The following is an 18226-nucleotide window of genomic DNA, read 5'->3' on the forward strand; positions in this document are numbered from 1 at the left end:
CCCCTGCCGGGCGGCGTTCAGCCCGCAGTTCCAGGAGGATCCCATGTCCGACCAGCCCCCCCGCCCCGGCGACGAGACGGGTGACGACGCCTCCCAGACCGCCCCGAACACCTGCCCGGCTTGCGGCGGCACCGGCAGCATCGACGGGAAGCCCTGCGCCACTTGCGAAGGCACGGGCGAGGTGACGGTGACCGTCGGCGACGCGTGACGGCGCCGGCCGCGCCGGGCAGAGTGGCGCCCGACCGGCCCTGAGAGGCCGGAGCGGAGAAATGCCCATGATCACCCGACGCCACTTCGGCGCGCAGGCCGCCACGTTTGCGGCCCTTCTGTCCGCCCACCCTGCCCTGGCCGCCTTCCCGGACCGCCCTATCACCATCGTCGTTCCCTTCGCCCCCGGCGGCGCGAACGACCTCGCGGGGCGGCTGCTGGCGGACCGGCTGGGGCCGCTGCTCTCCCCGGAGGGCCGGGCGCTGGTGGAGAACCGTCCCGGTGCCGGCAGCGCGCTGGGCGCCGAATACGTGCGCCGCGCACGGCCGGACGGATACACGCTGCTGGTGGGGTCGGCCTCCACCCTCGCCGTCGCGCCCGCCTCCGGCGCGGCTTCGGCCCGCTATCACCCGACGGGTGACTTCACCCCCATCACCATCGTCGGCACCAGCCCGCTCGGCGTCGTCGTGCCGACGCATTCGGGCATCACGACGATCAACCAGCTCGTGGACCGGCTGCGCGCGGAACCGGGGCGAATCGGCTACGCGAGCTCGGGCGTCGGCGGGGTGTCGCATCTCGGCGCGGACTACCTGGCCAATCTCGCGGGGACGAGCGCCCAGCACGTGCCCTATCGCGGCGGCTCCCAGACCGCCGAATCGCTCATCAAGGGCGAGACGCTCTACGCAGTGGATCAGCTCGGCTCCGTCGTCGGGCAGGTGCGGGACGGGGCGCTGCGGCTGCTCGCCGTCACCACGCGCACGCGCGACGCGAACTTCCCCTCGGTGCCGACGGTGGCCGAGGCCGTGCTGCCGGATTACGAGCTGACGACCTGGACGGTGATGGTCGGCCCGAAGGACCTGCCCGACGAGGTCGCGCAGTCCCTGAGCAAGGCCGCCAACACCGCCCTGGCCGAGCCGCGCGTGCGCGAGCGGCTGGAGAGCACGGGCACGACCCCCGTACTGGACAGCAGCCCGGCGTCCACCCGCGCCTTCCTCGACCGGGAATTCGGCCTCTACACCAAGATCGTGCAACGGATTGGGTTGAAGCTGGACTAACCCGGCGGCTTGCGGCGCTGCGCGGCTTCGGTTGAACCTCGCCGCGCAGCCGGAGACGATGCATGACCGAATGGCCGAAGAGCAGCGGGCGCCACGCCCTCGGTGACCTGCCTGTGCTGAAGGGCGGCACCATCGCGGGCGCGACGCTGGCCTGGCGCACGCACGGCACGCTCTCCCCCGCGAGGGACAATGCCGTGCTCTACCCCACGAGCTACGGCGCGACGACGGCGGAGCTGGATTGGCTGATCGGACCCTCCGGCGTGCTGGACCCGTCGCGCTGGTTCGTCGTGCAGGTGGATATGTTCGGCAACGGCGTGTCCTCCTCCCCCGCGGAGACGCCGGACTATCCCGCGCTCGTCACCGCCTATGACAACGTCCATGCCCAGCGCCGCCTGCTGCGCGAGGTCTTCGGCATCGAGCGGCTGCGGGCGGTCTATGGTTGGTCCATGGGCGCGCAGCAGGCCTACCACTGGGCTTCGCTGTTCCCTGAGGCGGTGGAGGCTGCCTTCATCGTCTGCGGCAGCGCGCGCACGGCGGTGCACAACCAGGTCTTCCTGCGCGCGCAGATGGCGATCCTGGAAGCAGCACCGGAATACCGGGGCGACGGCAGCTTCCTCGCCCAACCGGTGGCGGCGCTGCGCGCCTTCGGTCGCAACTACGCGGCTTGGGCGATGAGCCAGGACTTCTACCGCGCCGGACTGCACCTGAGCGCGGCCACCCCGGACCTCGAATCCTACCTTCAGACCTGGGAACAGCGCTACGACGCGAAGCGGGCGGCCAACCTGCTCGCGCAGATGCGCTGCTGGAACGCGGGCGACATCAGCGACAACCCGGTTTTTGGCGGCGACTTGGCAGCGGCGCTCGGCGCCATCACCGCACGCGTCATGCTCATCCCCGGCGCGACGGATCTCTATTTCCGCGTGGCCGACAACGAGGCGGAACTGCCGCATCTCCGCAGCGCCGCGCTGCGCCCCATCCCCAGCATCTGGGGTCACCGCGCCGGCAACCCCGCCGATAACCCAGAGGATACCGCCTTCCTCCGCCGCTGCGTGGAGGAATGGCTGGGCTAGGTCAAAGCGCCAGGTACTGCGCGCGCACGGCATCATTCGCCCGCAGCGCCGCCATAGTGCCGGACCAGACGGCGCGGCCCTTCTCCACCACCGTCGCGCGGTCGGCGATGCCCTCGGCGAAGTGGGAGTTCTGCTCGGCCAGCAGGATGGTCAGCCCCTCCGCCTTGAGGGCGAGGATCGCCTCGGCCATCGCCTGCACGATCACCGGGGCCAGCCCCTCGCTCGGCTCGTCCAGCAGCACGAGGCGCGGGTTGCCCATCAGGGTGCGGGCGATGGTCAGCATCTGCTGCTCGCCGCCGCTCATCCGCCCGCCCGGACGGTCCCGCATCCGCCCAAGATTTGGAAAGAGCTCGAAGAGGCGGGCCGGCGTCCAGGGGTGCAGGCCTTCGCGCGCCGGCTGGCGGCCGACTTCGAGGTTCTCCATCACCGTCAGGTCCGCGAAGACGCGCCGGTCCTCCGGCACGTAGCCAAGCCCCGAGCGCGCGATGCGATGCGGCGCCTCCCCCGCGATGTCGCGCCCGCCGAAGAGGATGCGCCCGCTGGTTGGGCGGACAAGGCCGATGATCGACTTCATCGCCGTGCTCTTGCCCGCGCCGTTGCGGCCGAGCAGGACCATCGCCTCGCCCGCGCTAACCTCGAACGCCATGTCCTGCAGGATGTGCGCGCGGCCGTAATGCGTGTTCAGCCCCCCGACCGCGAGCATCAGTGGCTCCCCGCGTCGGTGCCGAGATAGACCGCGCGCACGGCGGGGTTGGCGCGGATGGCGGGCCCGTCGCCCTCGGCGATCAGAGCGCCACGGTCGAGCACGAGGATGCGGTCAGCCACGTCGAAGACCACGTCCATGTCGTGCTCGGTGAAGAGCACGGCGATGCCGCGCTCCGTCGCCAGGCGGCGGGTGAGCTGCATGAGGGCGACGCGCTCGGCGGGCGCCATGCCGGCGGTGGGCTCGTCCATCAGCAGCAGGCGCGGCGCATTGCCGAGCGCCACCGCCAGTTCTAGCCGCTTGAGGTCGCCATAGGCGAGAACGCCCGTCGCCCGCTCCGCCTGCGCCTCCAGCCCCACCTGGGCGAGCAGCGCGTCGGCCTCCGCCCCGAAGCGCTCTGCGACGGAGCGCCAGAAGCACCAGATCTCCCGGCGGTGCGAGAGAAGCGCCATCTGCACGTTCTCGCGCACAGTCATCGAGCCGAAGGTGGCGGTGATCTGGAAGGTGCGCCCCACCCCCTGCCGCGCGACGGCACGCGGGCCGAGCCCGCTGATCGTGGCGCCCCCAAGCGTGACAGAACCCGCATCGGGCTGAAGTTGCCCCCCCACCATGTTGAAAAGGGTGGACTTGCCCGCGCCGTTCGGCCCGATCAGCGCCAGCATCTCGCCGGGCGCGACGGAGAAGGACACGCCCGACACCGCCTGTACGCCACCGAAGGACTTGCCTAATCCCTGGACGGAGAGAACGCTCACGCCTCGCGGCCCCGCAGCCAGAGCCGGCGCACGGCGCCCGCGATGCCCTCGGGGAAGGCAACCACCAGCACCACGATCACCGCGCCGAGCACCAGCCGCCAGAGATCCGTGGAGCGCACGAGGATATCAGCGAGCCCCGTATAGACCAGCGCGCCCACGATTGGCCCAGCGACCGTCTGCAAACCGCCGAGCAGCACCATCAGCAGCGCCTCCACCGAGTGCGGGATGGAGATGTAGGTCGGGAAGACGCCGCCCTTGCCATAGGCGAAGATCGCGCCGCCCAGCCCGCATGCGGCGCCCGCGATGACCAGCGCCACCATCCGCAACCCTTCGACGTCCAGACCGATGGCGCGGGCGCGCGGCGTCGAATCCCGCGCCGCCCGCAGCGCGTAGCCGTAGGGCGCGTAGAGCGCGCGGCGTAGCAGCAACGCGACGCCGACCGAGAGCGCGAGCGCCATCCAGTAGTAGAGGCGCGGGTCGCGTGCCCAGTCCGGCGGCCAGACGCCGAGCAGCCCGTTGTCGCCCCCCGTCACCTCCACCCATTGGAAAGAGACGGCCCAGGCGATCTGCGCGAAGGCGAGCGTCAGCATCGCGAGATAGACGCCCGAGAGCCGCACGACGAACAGGCCGAACAGCCCCGACACGAGTCCCGCCGCGACCGGCGCGGCCAACAGGCCGAGCGGCATCGGAGCCCCCGCCCAGTGCAGCAGCAGCCCCGCGGCATAGGCGCCGATGCCGAACCAGGCGGCGTGGCCGAAGCTCGCCATGCCGCCCGGTCCCATCATGAAGTGCAGGCTGGTCGCGAAGAGGATGGCGACGCAGGCATCCGTCAGCACGGTTAGATAGTAGCCGCCGACGATGAAGGGCGCCGCCACCGCGAGCGCGAGAGTCACCGCGCCGAGCAGCCGCAGCGCGGGCGGCGCCGGCCGCACGACAGGGGCGGCCACGGTCGCCTCCCGCGCCTCGGTCTGCGGACGACCGAGCAAGCCGTTGGGGCGGAACACCAGCACGACAGCCATGACGAGGAAGACGAGCACGAGCGTGATCTTCGGCACGAGCACGATGCCGAAGGCCTGGAGAACGCCGATCAGCACGCTCGCCAGGAAAGCGCCGGGCAGGCTGCCGAGGCCGCCCACCACCACCACCACGAAGGCGTCCGCGATGACGGACAGATCGATGCCGAGATTGGCCGAGGCATTCGGCAGCGACAGCGCGCCCCCGAGCCCCGCCAGACCCGCGCCGAGCGCGAAGACAGAGGTGAAAAGCCGCCGCTGGTCCACCCCGAGCGCCGCCACCATCTCGCGGTCGAGCGTCGCCGCGCGCACCAGCGTGCCCCAGCGCGTGCGGTTGAGCGCGAGCCAGAGCAGCCCGAGCACGAGAGGACCGATGGCAATGAGCACGAGGTCGTAAAGCGGGAAGCGGCTCCCCGCCACCTCCACGAAGCCGCGCAGCCAGCGAGGGCGCGGCAGCGGCAGCTCCGTGGGGCCCCAGAGCAGGAGCGTCACGTCCTGGATGATCAGCACCACGCCGAAAGTGGCCAGCAGCTGGAACAGCTCGGGCGAGCGATAGACGCGGCGCAGCACCGCCATCTCCAGCACCACGCCGATGATGGCGGTGGCGAGCGCCGTCGCGAGCACGCCGAGCGCGAACCATTCGGGCTCGCGCGGCAGCCGCGTCAGGATGCTCCAGCCGATATAGGCGCCGAGCATCATCAGGCTGCCGTGGGAGAAGTTCACGATCCGGCTGACGCCGAAGATGATGGTCAGACCGGCGGAGATGAGAAAGAGCGACGAGGCGGTGGCGAGCCCGGTCAGCAGTTGCGGCAGGATGCTGCTCACGGGCCCGCCTTGCCCCCTAGTTCGCGCCTGCCGGGCGCAGGCCGCGCACCACCTCGTCCGAGGGAAGGAGGTCCTTGCCGTCGATGTAGCGCCAGTCGGTCATCACCCCGGCGTTCCCCCGCAGCGCCGTCTTGCCGACATAGACGCCGAGCGTGCCCTGCTGGTCGATGGCGCGGTACTCGGCCGAACCTGCGGGCGTGTCGAAGCGCGCGCCGCGGAAGCCCTCCACCATTTTCTCGACCTCGACCGAGCCGGCCTTCGCAATGCCGGCGGCGATGGAGTTGATGAGGGAGTAACCCACCAGCGAGCCGCACATCGGCTTCGCATTGAACTTCGCGCGGTAGGCGCCCGCGAAGGCCTTGTGCGCGGGGGTGTCGATCGCCTCGCCGGGATAGCCGGTAACGATCCAGCCCTCCGGCGCCTCGTCGCCGAGGGGGTCCAGGTATTCGGGTTCGCCGGTCAGCAGCGAGACCACGGTGCGGCGCTCGAACAGCCCGCGCGTGTTGCCCTGGCGCACGAAATTCGTCAGGTCCGTGCCGAAGAGCACGTTCAGGATGCCGTCCGGCCGCATCCCCTCCAGCGCCTGCACGGTGGCCCCGGCATCGACGCGGCCCAGCGCCGGCCACTGCTCGCCCACGAACTGCACGTCCGGGCGCCGGGCGCTCAGCAATTGCCGGAACCACTTCACCGCGGACTGGCCGAACTCGTAATTGGGGGAGACGGTCACCCAGCGCTTCGCGGGCAGCTTCGACGCCTCCTCCGCGAGGATGGAGGCCTGCATGTAGGTGCTGGGACGCAGGCGGAAGGTGTAGCGGTTGCCCCGTTCCCAGACCATCGCGTCCGTCAGCGGCTCCCCCGCAATGTAGAGGCGCTTGTTCTGCGTCGCGTACTCGCCGAGGGCGAGGCCGACATTCGAGAGATAGGCGCCGGCCAGCACGTCCACCTTCAGGTCGTTCACCAGCTCCCCCGCCAGGCGCACGGCGTCCTGCGGGCGGCCGGCGTCGTCGCGGGTGATCAGCTCCAGCGCGCGCCCCAGCACGCCGCCTCGCGCGTTGGTCTCCTCCACCGCCAGCTGCATGGCATTGCGATAGGGAAGGGTGAAGGCCGGCTGGGCGGTGTAGCTGTTGATCTCCCCGATCCGGATCGGGGCGGTTCCCTGGGCACGGAGCAGCCCGGGCATCGCGAGCGCGCCGGACGCGCCGAGGACAAGCCGCCGTGTCACTTCCATGGTGCTACTCCCGTCTCCTGGTCACGCCCTAAGTGGTGTCGCCCAGCCCTCGGCGCGAGCACCGGCGGCAGGAGCGCCGTTCCGCCCCGCGGTCGGGCGGCCCCAGCCTTTCCCGCCGGAACCAAGGGGCGTTAGGGTTACGGGAAGGACGGATGGGGAGCAATCTCCGTGCCCGCCTCCGACGGCCCCGCGCGGAGAGCCGCGCCCCGCACCATGCAGCACCCGAGAGGCCGATGAGCACCCATTTCTACGAGACACGCCTTGGCCACGGCCTGCCGCACGATCCCTTCAAGGCGATCGTCGCCCCGCGCCCTATAGGCTGGATCAGCACCGTGGACGCCGAGGGCCGCGTCAACCTCGCGCCCTACAGCTTCTACAACGCCTTCAACTCGAACCCGCCCATCGTCGGCTTCGCGAGCGAGGGCCGCAAGGACAGCCTGCAAAACATCGAGGCCACCGGCGAGTTCGTCTGCAATCTCGCCACCCGACCCCTGGCGGAGGTAATGAACCGCTGCAGCGCGCCGCTGCCGCACGGCGTGTCCGAGATGGAGCACGCGGGCATCGAAGCCGCCCCGTCCAGCCTCGTGCGGCCACCGCGGGTGGCGAACACGCCGGCCGCGCTCGAATGCCGCCTCCTGCAGATCGTGCCGCTCCGCGACCTCGAGGGGCAGGAGGTGGACACGCATCTCGTGCTCGGCCAGGTCGTCGGCGTGCATATCGACCGCGCCTATCTCGTGGACGGCATCTTCGACCTTCGCGCCGCCCGCCCGATCGGCCGCTGCGGCTATCGCGGCGACTACGCGGAGATGGGCGAGATGTTCGAGATGTTCCGCCCCCGGGGCCCGAGGCCGCGCTAGGACACGCCCAGCAGCCGGATCAGCCCGAGGCTGATCGCCCCCAGCACGAGCAGCGAGGCGACCGCCGCCCCCACCACCCGCCCGCCGGACCGCGCGACACTGCGAAGATCGACGCCAAGGCCGAGCGCCGCCATGGAGATCGTCGTCAGCACCGTCGCCGCGAGGGCAGCCGGTGCCAGCAGCGCCTCGGGCAGCATGCCGAGCGAGCGCAGCCCCGCGAGGCCGAGGAAGCCGAGGATGAACCAGGGCACCAGCCGGTGCAGCGGCGGGCGCCTGCCGCCCGTCGCGTCACCGCGCAGCCGCGGCGCGAGGAACGAGAGCACCACCACCACCGGTCCGAGCATCAGCACGCGCACGAGCTTCACCAGCGTACCGACCTGCACGCTCAAGGCCCCCATCGGCGCCGTCGCCGCCAGCACCTGGGGCACCGCATAGACCGTCAGCCCCGCCAGCACCCCGTACTGCCCGAGGCTCAGCCCCAGTGCCGGCACCAGCAGGGGCAGCAGCAGCACGACGATCACGCCCAGCACGGCGGTGAAGGCGATGGAGGCCGCCACCTCCTTCCCGTCCGCGCCGACCACGGGGGCCACCGCCGCGATGGCCGAGTTGCCGCAGATCGAGTTCCCGCAGGCCACCAGCACCGCCATCCGCATGGGCAGGCCGAAGAGGCGGCAGAGGCCGTAACTCACCGCGATCGCCACCGCGACGACCACCGCGATGCCGAGCAGCAGCGCCGGCCCCACCGCGAGCACCGTCGCCGCGCTCAGCGAGGCGCCGAGCAGCACCACCGCCACCTCCAGCAGGATCTTTGCGGAAAAGTCGATGCCTGGTTTCCATCGCGGCCCCGGCGACCAGGACGTGCGAATGGCGGCACCGAGCAGAATGGCCAGCACCAGCGCCTCCAGCCAGGCATGGCCAAAGAGGGCGGCCTCGATCCGGGCGAGGACCACCGCCGCGAGCGTCACCCCGACGCAGAGAAGGACGCCGGGCGCGAGACGGGTCATGCGAGGCGCCTATTTCGTGCCGAACAGGCGGTCGCCGGCATCGCCGAGGCCGGGGCGGATATAGGCGTGCTCGTCCAGCGCGCGGTCCACCGCGCAGGTGAAGACCTCCACGTCCGGATGCGCTTCCCCCAGCACTTTCAGCCCCTCGGGCGCGGCCAGCAGGCAGGCGAAGCGCATGTTCGTGCAGCCGGCGCGCCGCAGCCTGTCGAGGGCGGCCGCGGCCGAGTGGCCGGTGGCCAGCATCGGGTCCACCACGATGACCAGCCGCTCCGCCACGTCCTCGGGCAGCTTGAGGTAGTATTCCACCGGCCGGTGGGTCACGGGGTCGCGGTAGAGGCCGACATGGCCGACCCGCGCCGAGGGCACGAGGTCGAGCATCCCCGCCGCGATCCCGTCCCCGGCGCGCAGGATGGAGACGATGCAGAGCTTCTTGCCGGCGATGGCAGGCGCCATCATCGGCTCCAGCGGTGTGTCGATGGGCACGTTCTGGATCGGCAGGTCGCGCGTCAGCTCATAGGCCATCAGCAGGCTGACCTCGCGCGCCAGTGCCCGGAACTCCCCGGTGGAGGTCTCCCGCCGGCGCATGATCGTCAGCTTGTGCTGCACCAGGGGATGGGTGAGGACCGTCAGCCGGGGGTGCATCGCCCCATCCCTGTCCATGGCCATGTCGCGCCGCCTCGCCTCCGCCAGCGGGCCCATCATGAGGGCGGGCCCGGGGCTTGATAGCGCGGGATCGGGCCGCGGCGAAGGGCACCCCCGCTCGCGACGCGCCACGGGCCATAACGGGCGCCGTGCCGGAGACGACCTCGGACGACGCCAGGGGTCGCCCATCGTCCCCCGCCCGGCTATACGCCGCCCCCGACACCGGGTGTCGGACCGGGCCTCGCGCGGCCGGCGCCCTCAGCCACGCGAGGAACACGGCTATGGACCAGCACCCCCCTTCCCCGCCTTCGGCCCTCGACGATGCGCGCCGCACCCTCCTGCTGGAAGCCGAGGGGCTGAAGGCGCTGCGCACGGCCATGGACGGCCCGCTCGGCGCCGCCTTCGAGCGTGCGGTCGCGGCCATCGGCGGCACCGGCGGGCGGGTGATGGTGACGGGCATGGGCAAGTCCGGCCATGTCGGCCGCAAGATCGCGGCCACCCTCGCCTCCACCGGCACCCCCGCCTATTTTGTGCACCCGGCCGAGGCCAGCCACGGCGACCTCGGCATGATCGCCGACGACGACGTGGTCCTCGCCCTCTCCTGGTCGGGCGAGGCGCCGGAGCTGGCGGACATCATCGCCTATACGCGGCGCTGGAGCATCACGCTCGTCGCCATCACGGCACGATCGGGAAGCGCGCTGGGCGCCGGGGCCGACATCCCCCTCGTCCTGCCGGTGATGCCGGAGGCCTGCCCGAACGGCCTCGCCCCCACCACCTCCACCACGATGCAGCTCGCGATCGGCGACGCGCTCGCGGTCGCGCTCCTCTCCCGCCGCGGCTTCTCGGCGCAGGACTTCCGGCGCTTCCACCCCGGCGGCAAGCTCGGCTCGCAGCTCCGCCGCGTGCGGGACGTGATGCACGCCGGCGACGCCGTGCCGACCGTGCCGGAGGACGCCTCCCTCTCCCGCGCCATCATGGAGATGACGGGCAAGCGCTTCGGCACCACGGCCGTGGTGGACCGGGAAGGCCACCTGGTCGGCGTCGTCACCGACGGCGACCTCCGCCGCGCCTTCCAGGCCGGCTTCGTGGACGGGCCGGTGCGGGACGCCATGTCCCGCAACCCCCGCACCATCGGCCCCGACGCCCTGTCGGAGGAGGCGCTGCACCTGATGAACGAGCGGCGCATCACCAGCCTCTTCGTGCTGGAGGCCGGAAGGCCAGCGGGGATCCTGCACCTGCACGACCTGCTGCGGATCGGGGTGGCCTGAACCGGCTGTTCGGCGCCTGTGGCCCTGGCGGAGAGAAGGGATTCTCTCCCCCCAGACCCCCGCTCATCTTTTTCTTCGAGGCTCTGCGGAATGTCCTGCGGGCAAGCGCGCGTCCTCCAAGCCTGAACCGCCGCTGGTCCCGCCTCGGGTCATGGACCCGAGGCGCACCGGCCGCCGAACCTTCCGCGAAGCCGCGAAGAGAAAGATGAGGGCGAGGGGTTCGGGGAGAGGGAGAATTCCTTCTCCCTCTCCCGGGTGCCGCCCGCGCCGCCCCACGATCAGGCCTCCACCATCTCCACTGCCCGCCCGAGATCGACCGAGAGCAGCCTCGACACCCCCCGTTCCTGCATCGTCACGCCGTAGAGCCGGTGCATGCGGGCCATGGTCAGCGGGTGGTGCGTCACGACGAGGAAGCGCGTGCCGCCTTCGGCCATGGCTTCCAGCAGGCCGCAGAGGCGCTCGACGTTTGCGTCGTCCAGTGGCGCGTCCACCTCGTCCAGCACGCAGACCGGCGCCGGCTGGCAGCGGAACACCGCGAAGATGAGCGAGAGGGCGGTCAACGCCTGCTCCCCGCCCGAGAGAAGGGAGAGCGCCGAGAGCTTCTTGCCCGGCGGCTCGGCATAGATCTCGAGTCCCGCTTCCAGCACGTCGTCGGAGCCGACGAGCGCCAGATGCGCCCGGCCGCCGCCGAAGAGGCGGGTGAAGAGGGCGCGGAACTCGGTGTCCACGCGGTCGAACACGGCCCGAAGCCGCTCCCGCCCTTCACGGTTGAGGTGGCCGATCGAGCCGCGGAGCTTGGCGATGGCGTGGCCGATCTCCTCCCGCTCGCGCTCGAGGTTCGCCAGCCGCTCCTCCACCTCCGCCATCTCCACCTCGGCGCGGAGGTTGACGGGGCCCATCTCCTCGCGCTCGCGCGCCAGGCGCTCGGCCTTGCGGCGGGCGCGCTCCTCGGCGGCGTCGGAAAGGTCCTCGGACGGGTCGGGCAGCTCGATGTCGGGGCCCAGGCGCTCCATGATGCGGGTGGCGACGGCGCGGCCCTCGTCCTCGGCGCGGGCGGCGGCGCCGTCGGCGCGGGCCTGGGCCTCGCGGGCGGCGGCGAAGGCGGCATCGGCCAGGCGGCGCGCCTCGGCGGCGTCACGCGCCTCGGTCTCGGCGGCGGCGAGGGCGGCGGCGGCCGTGGCGTGCGCGGCCTCGACCTCGGCCAGCATCCGCGCGGCGCCGGCGAGCAAGGCGGCGGCCTGCTCCGGCTCGTCCGCCACGGCGGCGGCCTCGGTCGCCGCTGCCTCCCGCCGGGCCGCAAGGGCGATCAGCCGCGCGCTGGCGTCCGCACGGCGGGTGCCCCAGGAGGCCTCCTCCCCCTCCAGCGCGGCGCGGCGGGCGGCAAGGCGTTCCGCCTCGGCCTCCAGGGCGCGGCGCTCGGCCCGGGCGTCCGCCTCGCGGCGGCGGGCCTCGGCAAGCGCGGTGCGGGCGGCCAGCGCGGCGGCGCGGGCGGCCTCCGGGTCGGTCAGGTCGGCGCCGGATGCCTCCACGGCCGCGCGCGTGGCCTCAGCTTCGGCGCGCTGCCCGGCCAGCCGCGCGATCTGTGGCTCCAGCGCCGCCAGCCGCCCCTCGGCGGCCGCGGCACGGGCGGCGAGGGCGGCCTGGCCCCGGCGGGCGGCGTCCAGCCGGCCCTCGGCGTTGCGGCGGGCAGTGCGGGCGGCCTCCTCGGCAGCGGCGAGGCCGCGCAGGGCTGTGGCGGCGGCGTCGCGCGCCGCGCGGGCCGCGGCCGTGTCGGGCAGGGCGGCCTGGGCGGCACGGGCGGATTCCAGGGCGGCCTCGGCCTCGGCGCGCTCGGCGGCGGCGCGTTCCAGGGCGGGGGTGAGGGCGGCGAGGCGGCTGTCGGCCAGCGCGGCCCCGGCCGCGAGCCGCGCCGCCTCCTGCCGCGCCCGCGCCAGCCGCGCCTCGGCCTCGCGGCGGGCCGCGCGCGCGGCACCATCGGCCGCGGCGGCCGCGGCATCCGAGGCACGGGCGGCCTCCGCCTCGGCGCGGGCCTTCACGAGGGCGGCGTCGGCGGCGTCCCGCGCCGCTTCCCGGGCGCGGAGGCGGTTGCGCTGGCGAAGCCGCTCCGCCCCGGCGCTGGGCGCACCAGGATTCGCGCCCAACCCGTCCCAGCGCCAAAAGCCGCCGCTGCGGGCGACGAGGGCCTGGCCCGGCGCCAGCCCGGCCTGCATGGCGGGCCCGCGCGCCTCGTCCTCCACCAGCCCGATCTGCGAAAGGGCGCGCGCCAGTTCTGGCGGGGCCTGGACGATCTCGGCCAGTGGCGTCGCGCCCTCCGGCAGGGAGGGCAGGTCGGCCAGCGGCGGCAGGTTGCGCCAGTGGCGCGGCGCCTTGATGTCGGCCGGGCAGTCCAGCGCCTCACCGAGGGCGGCGCCCAGCGCAGCCTCCAGACCAGGCGGCACCGAGACCGAATCGAGGATTGGCGCCGCGCTGCCGCCCTCCCCCGCGCGCAGCAGCGCCGCCAGGCCCTGGGCCTCGGCGGCGGCACGGGCGCGGGCGGCGCCGGCTTCCGATTCGGTGGTGCGGGCGCGGGAGAGGGCCGCAGCGGCAGCGGCGCGCGCGCCTTCGGCATCGGAGAGCGCCTCGGCGGCCGCCTCGGCAGCGCGGGCGGCCTCCCTCTCCTCCCGGCGGGCGGCCTCCTGCCGCTCGGCGGGAATGCAGGCGGCCAGAGCCTGCGCGTGCTCGCGCACGAGGCGGTCGTGGCCCTCGATCGCGCGGCGGGCGCGCTCGGCGGCGGCGCGGGCGGCGTCGCGCGCGGTGGCCTCGTCGGCTTCGGCGGCCGTGGCGGCGCGGCGGGCCTCGGCCTCGGCCAGCGCGGCCTCGGCGCGCGCGGCCTCCGCACGCTCCAACGCCGAGCGGGCGGCGGCCAGGGCGGCGTCGGCCGCCTCCACCTCGGCCGCGGCGCTCGACAGGGCCTCGGGCGAGACATTGGCGGCGGCGGCCTTCGCCCGCTCCTCCTCCAGCCGCGCGGCCTCGGCGGTCAGGCGGCGAAGCTCGGCGTCAGCGCCGCGCCGCGCGTCCTGCAGCCGCTCGAAGGCGAGCGCGGCCTCGGCGGCGGCCTCGGCGGCGCGCTCGGCCGCCCCTTCCGCAGCGCGGGCCTCGTCCTCGGCCAGGGCGAGCGCCTCCGCGGCCGCCTCCACCCGTGCGGGCAGGGCGGCGAGGGCGGCGGCCAGGGCCCCGGCCTCCTCGGTCAGGCGGGCCTGGGCGACCTCTGCGTCGTGCACGACGGTCGCGGCATGGGCGTGGTCGGCCTCGATCTGGGCGAGGCGCTCGGCGGCGGCGTCGCGCGCGGCGCGGGCGCGGGCCTCGGCGGCGGCCAGGCCCTCGCCCTCCACGCGGCGGCGCTCCAGCGCGGTGCGAGCGGCGGCCTCGGCGGCGCGGGGGCCGGGCAGGGCCATGTCGGCCGCGTGGGCGCGGCGGGTCGCGGCCTCGGCCGCTGCCTCGGCGGCGCGGGTCGCGGCGCGCGCCGCATCGAGCGCGTGACGGGCGGAGAGGAGCTGCCCCTCCGCGCGTGCGGCCAGCAGCGCCATCCACTCCGCCTCCGCCGCGCGAGTGAGGCCGGAGAGGTTGCGATAGCGTGCCGCCTGCCGCGCCTGCTTGCGGAGCGACTCGCGCTGCGTCTCGAGCTGCGTGCGCAGGTCGTCGGCGCGGGTGAGGTTCGTCTCGGCCTGGCGCAGCTTCAGCTCGGCCTCGTGGCGGCGGGCGCGCAGGCCGGCGGTGCCGGCGGCCTCCTCCAGCACGCCGCGCCGCTCCTCGGGCTTGGCGCCGATGAGGGCGGAGACGCGGCCCTGGCTGACCATGCCCGAGGCCCGCGCGCCCGAGCCGATATCCGCGAACAGGGTCGCGACGTCGCGCCCGCGCGCCTCCTTGCCGTTGATGCGATAGCCGGTGCCCGCGCCGCGCTCGATCCGGCGGGTGATCTCGAGATCCGCCATCTCGGAATTGGGCGGCGGCGCGAGGCCAGCTGCCTCCTCCAGGCTCAGCGTCACCTCGGCCTGGTTGCGGCCGGCGCGGGTGGAGGTGCCGGCGAAGATGACGTCGTCCATCTCGCCGCCGCGCATGGCCCGGGCGTTGGTCTCGCCCATGGCCCAGCGAAGGGCTTCCACCACGTTGGACTTGCCGCAGCCATTGGGGCCGACGATGCCCGTCAGCCCTGGCAGGACCTCCACCGTCGTCGCCTCGGCGAAGGACTTGAAACCGGCGATCCGGAGCCGCGCGAGGGTGGCCGTGCGGGGCTCGCGGAAGCCGTCCGGCGCCGCGTCCTCGGCGTCGTTCGGCGTAGGGTCGCCGGAGGCCGCCCCCGCGAAGGCCCCGGCCTCCTCCGCCGGGCTTTCCAGTGCCCCAGACAGGCCGGGGCCGGGCGGCGCGGCGGGGTTGTCCATCAGGAGGCGGAGACGCCCGCCAGCTCCGCGAAGCGCTCGAAGCTCAGCGCGCCGGGGCTGGGGCGGTTGTTGAACACGAAGGTCGGGGTGGAGCTGACGTTGAACTCCTGCTGCGCCTTCATCCGGCTCTCGAGGATGCCGCGCTGCAGGCCCTGGTCGGCAATGGCGGCGTCCACCTGCGCGCGGCTCATGCCCGCCAGCGCCGCGATCTTCGCGATCTCGGCGATGTTGTCGGCGCCGCGGGCAAAGGCCCAGCGATCCTGCGAGGCAAAGAGGGCGCTGACGAAGCCCTCGTAGCGCTCCGGCGGCAAGGCGCGCGCGACCATGGCCGCGGCCAGCGCCACCTGGTCCAGCGGGAAGTCGCGCCAGATCATCCGCACCTTGCCCGAATCCACCAGCCGCGACTTCACCTGCGGCCAGGTGCGGTTGTGGAAGTCCGCGCAGTGCGAGCAGGTGAGGGAGAAGTACTCGATCACGGCCGTCGCCTCGGGCTTGCCGGCCGAGCGCTCGCCGAGGCGCGGATCGGCCACCGGTGCCTGGGCGAGCGCCAGGGACGGCACCAGCGCGGCGGAGGGGGCGGCGAGGAGAAGGCTGCGGCGGGCGATGCGCATCGTCACGGAGTTCCCATGCTGGCGGGCCGTATCGGCCGATCACGAGGTTCGGAGCGTCTCAGCGGGCTCGATAAACCCCGCGGGCCAATCTTGCCAGGGCATCCCGCAGCGGAGCGTTGCCGACCGTGTCCAGTGCGCCACGAACGGTTTCGGGCAGGGGCGCCGAAGGCTTGGCGGGCGCCTTGCGCGGTGCGGTGGGCGCCTGCTGGACGAAGCGCAGCGCCTCCACCGTGACGGCGCCGAGCGCCGCGTTGATCCGCCCGATGAGCTGCGGCCCGAGATGCTGCAACTCCATCGCGATGGGGCCCGAGCAGCCGATGGTGAGGGTGCTGCCCGTGAGCCGCCGCGGCACCGTCACGGCCGCGATGGCGGGGCCGACGATCTCCGTCCACTCGGCCATCAGCAGCGCGCCCGCCGGGCTGCGCCGCTTGAAGGCGGGGCGGGTGAGGCGCGGCACGAGAGCGCCGAGCGGGCGCAGGCCGAGTTCCGGCCGCGGCTCCTCATAGGGAAGCGGTCCGCGCGCCGCGTTCCGGCGCAGGGGGCTTGCCTTTGGGCGCGTCGCCCCCTCCCCTGGTCCTGCCTTGTCCGACGTCATTCCCGATCCCCCCTCCGCCGTCCCGCTGCTGGCCTGGTACGACCGCCACCGCCGTAGCCTGCCCTGGCGCGTCGCCGCCCCGCCGCCGGGCGAGGCCCGCGCCGAGGCCGATCCATACCGCATCTGGCTCTCGGAGGTGATGCTCCAGCAGACGACCGTCGCGACCGTCGGGCCGCGCTACGCCCGCTTCCTCGAGCGCTTCCCCGACGTGGCCGCCCTGGCCGCGGCGCCCTGGGAGGAGGTGGCGGCGGAATGGGCGGGGCTCGGCTACTACGCCCGTGCCCGCAACCTGCACGCGGCCGCCCGCGCCGTGGTGGAACGGGGCGCCTTCCCGGACACCGAGGTGGGGCTGCGCGCCCTGCCGGGGATCGGCGCCTATACCGCTGCCGCGGTGGCCGCCATCGCCTTCGACCGCCCGACCGTGCCGGTGGACGGCAATGTGGAGCGGGTGGTCGCGCGCCTTCTCGCCATCCGCGAGCCCCTGCCCGGCGCCCGCCGCTGGATCGGCCCGGCCAGCGCGCGCTTCATGGAGCAGGAGGCGGCGCGCGCCCGGCCGAGCGACTTCGTGCAGGCGCTCTTCGACCTTGGCGCCACCATCTGCACACCGCGCCGCCCAGCCTGCGCGCTCTGCCCTTGGCGTGGCGATTGCCGGGCACAGCGGGAGGGAATCCAGGAGAGCCTGCCGGCGAAAAGCCCGAAAGCGGCGCGCGGCCAGCGCTACGGCCTGCACTTCCTGGCACGCGACCCCGAGGGCCGCCTGCTGCTGGGCCGCCGCCCGCCGGAGGGGCTGCTCGGCGGCATGCTTGAAATTCCCGGCGCGCCCTGGCGTGAGGCACCCTGGGAATTGGGCGAGGCCCTGCCGCACGCGCCGCTGTCCGGCCTGTCCTGGCACCTGCGGCCTGGAGTGGCGCATCACGGCTTCACGCATATGGACCTCGAGATGCGCCTGGCAGAGGCCAAGGCTCCCGAGGGGCCCGCCCCTGAGGGGATGGCCTGGATGGAGCCCGAGGCCGCACGCGCCGCCCTGCCCACGGCGATGCGGCGCCTTTTCACTCTCGCGGAGGGCCCGCTTGCCGAGGGCGCGGGCGGCGTGGCAAGCGGGGGTTCCGGGGCGCGGGGCGCCCGCAAGAAGGGGGTTTCCCGATGACGGCCATCCAGGGTCTCGCAGCGCGGCCGGCGCTTCGCTTCCTCGCCTCCGCGCTGCTGGGCTCCGCGGTGCTCGCGGCCTCCGCGCAGGTGAGCCTGCCGATGTGGCCGGTGCCCGCCACCCTGCAGACCCTCGCGGTGCTGCTGCTCGGCGCGCTCGGCGGGTCGCGGCTCGGGGCCGCCTCCGTGATCCTCTACCTCGCGGAGGGCGCGATGGGCCTGCCGGTCTTTGCCGCGGGCACCGCCGGCCCCGCCGTGCTGATGGGCCCGACCGCCGGCTTCCTCCTTGGCTTCGTCGCCTCCGCCGTCATCGCGGGTCGTGCGGGCGAGGGCGCGCTGCGCCAGGCGCTGGTGCTGACCGCGGCCCACCTCGCGGTCTTCGTGCCGGGCGTGCTGTGGCTCTCGGGCTATGTGGGAATCGAGCGCGCGCTGATGACGGGCTTCGTGCTCTTCGTGCCGGGCACGGCGGTGAAGACCGCGCTGGCCTTCGCGACGTTGCGGGCGCTTCGCCGGGGCTGATCCCGCGTAGCTATTCGCGTTCCCGGCACTTGTATTGCCGAGTGCCTGTGCTGGCTTGGCGTCGCTGGTGACCCCGGGGAGAGGAAGAAGGAATTCTTCCTCTCCCCAGCCCCCTCACCATCATCTTCTTCTATCCGTTTGATATACCCTGCAGTCGGTGCGCCTCGGGTCGTGGACCCGAGGCGATGGCACGTTCAGGAAACGGAACCGGCCCTCAGGCACCGCATCCGCGAAAGCCAGACGGGGATCCAAGGGCCTCAGGCCCTTGGCGGGTGAGGTCTGGAGAGGGCGGAGCCCTCTCCAGCGCCACAAG

16 protein-coding genes are annotated in these 18226 nt (G+C 73.6%); 7 read left to right on the plus strand and 9 right to left on the minus strand.

The window, feature by feature from the left end; translation table 11 throughout:
* The first annotated feature begins 43 nt into the window (after positions 1–43).
* The 3 genes from D9599_RS16100 to D9599_RS16110 all read left to right on the plus strand — a co-directional run bounded on the left by D9599_RS16100 (position 44) and on the right by D9599_RS16110 (position 2332).
* A complete protein-coding gene (locus tag D9599_RS16100) occupies positions 44–208 on the plus strand; it encodes a hypothetical protein (protein WP_198382302.1) in 165 nt (54 codons plus the stop codon).
* A gap of 67 nt (positions 209–275) precedes the next feature.
* Positions 276–1262 (plus strand): tripartite tricarboxylate transporter substrate binding protein, encoded by a 987-nt coding sequence (locus tag D9599_RS16105; RefSeq protein WP_232480575.1) that lies wholly within the window; start codon positions 276–278, stop codon positions 1260–1262.
* A gap of 62 nt (positions 1263–1324) precedes the next feature.
* Positions 1325–2332: an alpha/beta fold hydrolase gene (locus D9599_RS16110; RefSeq protein ID WP_198382304.1), complete on the plus strand. Its 1008-nt coding sequence runs from the start codon at positions 1325–1327 to the stop codon at positions 2330–2332.
* A gap of 1 nt (position 2333) precedes the next feature.
* Here D9599_RS16110 and D9599_RS16115 read toward each other — a convergent pair whose 3' ends face one another.
* From D9599_RS16115 to D9599_RS16130, 4 genes are read right to left on the minus strand one after another with little or no spacing between them, the layout of a single operon-like run.
* Positions 2334–3035 (minus strand): ABC transporter ATP-binding protein, encoded by a 702-nt coding sequence (locus D9599_RS16115; RefSeq protein WP_198382305.1) that lies wholly within the window; start codon positions 3033–3035, stop codon positions 2334–2336.
* A complete protein-coding gene (locus D9599_RS16120; protein WP_198382306.1) occupies positions 3035–3787 on the minus strand; it encodes an ABC transporter ATP-binding protein in 753 nt (250 codons plus the stop codon). Before D9599_RS16120 ends, D9599_RS16115 begins: the two co-directional genes overlap by 1 nt.
* Entirely contained in the window at positions 3784–5625 is a 1842-nt protein-coding gene (locus D9599_RS16125; protein ID WP_198382307.1) for an ABC transporter permease, read from the minus strand. Before D9599_RS16125 ends, D9599_RS16120 begins: the two co-directional genes overlap by 4 nt.
* 16 nt (positions 5626–5641) lie before the next feature.
* Positions 5642–6853, minus strand: a complete 1212-nt coding sequence (locus D9599_RS16130; RefSeq protein WP_198382308.1) for an ABC transporter substrate-binding protein — start codon at positions 6851–6853, stop codon at positions 5642–5644.
* 233 nt (positions 6854–7086) lie between these two features.
* On the opposite strand from D9599_RS16130, the gene D9599_RS16135 reads away from it, so the two are divergent.
* Entirely contained in the window at positions 7087–7710 is a 624-nt protein-coding gene (locus D9599_RS16135; protein WP_198382309.1) for a flavin reductase family protein, read from the plus strand.
* Here the strand turns inward: D9599_RS16135 and D9599_RS16140 are convergent.
* Both D9599_RS16140 and upp read right to left on the minus strand, forming a co-directional pair.
* Positions 7707–8714: a YeiH family protein gene (locus tag D9599_RS16140; RefSeq protein WP_198382310.1), complete on the minus strand. Its 1008-nt coding sequence runs from the start codon at positions 8712–8714 to the stop codon at positions 7707–7709. The two genes, D9599_RS16135 and D9599_RS16140, sit on opposite strands and share 4 nt — an antisense overlap.
* Positions 8715–8723: 9 nt before the next feature.
* Entirely contained in the window at positions 8724–9374 is a 651-nt protein-coding gene (gene upp, locus D9599_RS16145; RefSeq protein ID WP_156963783.1) for a uracil phosphoribosyltransferase, read from the minus strand.
* A 263-nt stretch (positions 9375–9637) separates the two neighbouring features.
* Here upp and D9599_RS16150 point away from each other — a divergent pair, with 263 nt between their 5' ends.
* A complete protein-coding gene (locus D9599_RS16150; protein ID WP_198382311.1) occupies positions 9638–10624 on the plus strand; it encodes an SIS domain-containing protein in 987 nt (328 codons plus the stop codon).
* A 278-nt stretch (positions 10625–10902) separates the two neighbouring features.
* Here the strand turns inward: D9599_RS16150 and D9599_RS16155 are convergent, their stop codons facing one another.
* Genes D9599_RS16155 through D9599_RS16165 form a run of 3 tightly spaced genes read right to left on the minus strand, consistent with a single transcriptional unit; the run spans position 10903 to position 16248 of the window.
* Entirely contained in the window at positions 10903–15042 is a 4140-nt protein-coding gene (locus D9599_RS16155) for a chromosome segregation SMC family protein (protein WP_198382312.1), read from the minus strand.
* Positions 15042–15653: a thioredoxin domain-containing protein gene (locus D9599_RS16160; protein WP_198382403.1), complete on the minus strand. Its 612-nt coding sequence runs from the start codon at positions 15651–15653 to the stop codon at positions 15042–15044. The genes D9599_RS16155 and D9599_RS16160 overlap by 1 nt, the downstream gene beginning before the upstream one ends.
* 58 nt (positions 15654–15711) lie before the next feature.
* Positions 15712–16248 carry a DUF721 domain-containing protein gene (locus D9599_RS16165; RefSeq protein WP_198382313.1) on the minus strand — a complete coding sequence of 179 codons (537 nt, stop codon included), beginning with the start codon at positions 16246–16248 and terminating at the stop codon, positions 15712–15714.
* Here D9599_RS16165 and D9599_RS16170 point away from each other — a divergent pair.
* Complete coding sequence (locus tag D9599_RS16170) at positions 16235–17395, plus strand: A/G-specific adenine glycosylase (RefSeq protein WP_232480576.1); 1161 nt, start codon at positions 16235–16237, stop codon at positions 17393–17395. The genes D9599_RS16165 and D9599_RS16170 overlap by 14 nt on opposite strands.
* Positions 17392–17913 carry a biotin transporter BioY gene (locus D9599_RS16175; RefSeq protein ID WP_198382314.1) on the plus strand — a complete coding sequence of 174 codons (522 nt, stop codon included), beginning with the start codon at positions 17392–17394 and terminating at the stop codon, positions 17911–17913. The genes D9599_RS16170 and D9599_RS16175 overlap by 4 nt, the downstream gene beginning before the upstream one ends.
* Positions 17914–18226: the final 313 nt, after the last annotated feature.

The organism is Roseomonas sp. KE2513 (assembly GCF_016107305.1).
Lineage (GTDB): Bacteria > Pseudomonadota > Alphaproteobacteria > Acetobacterales > Acetobacteraceae > Roseomonas.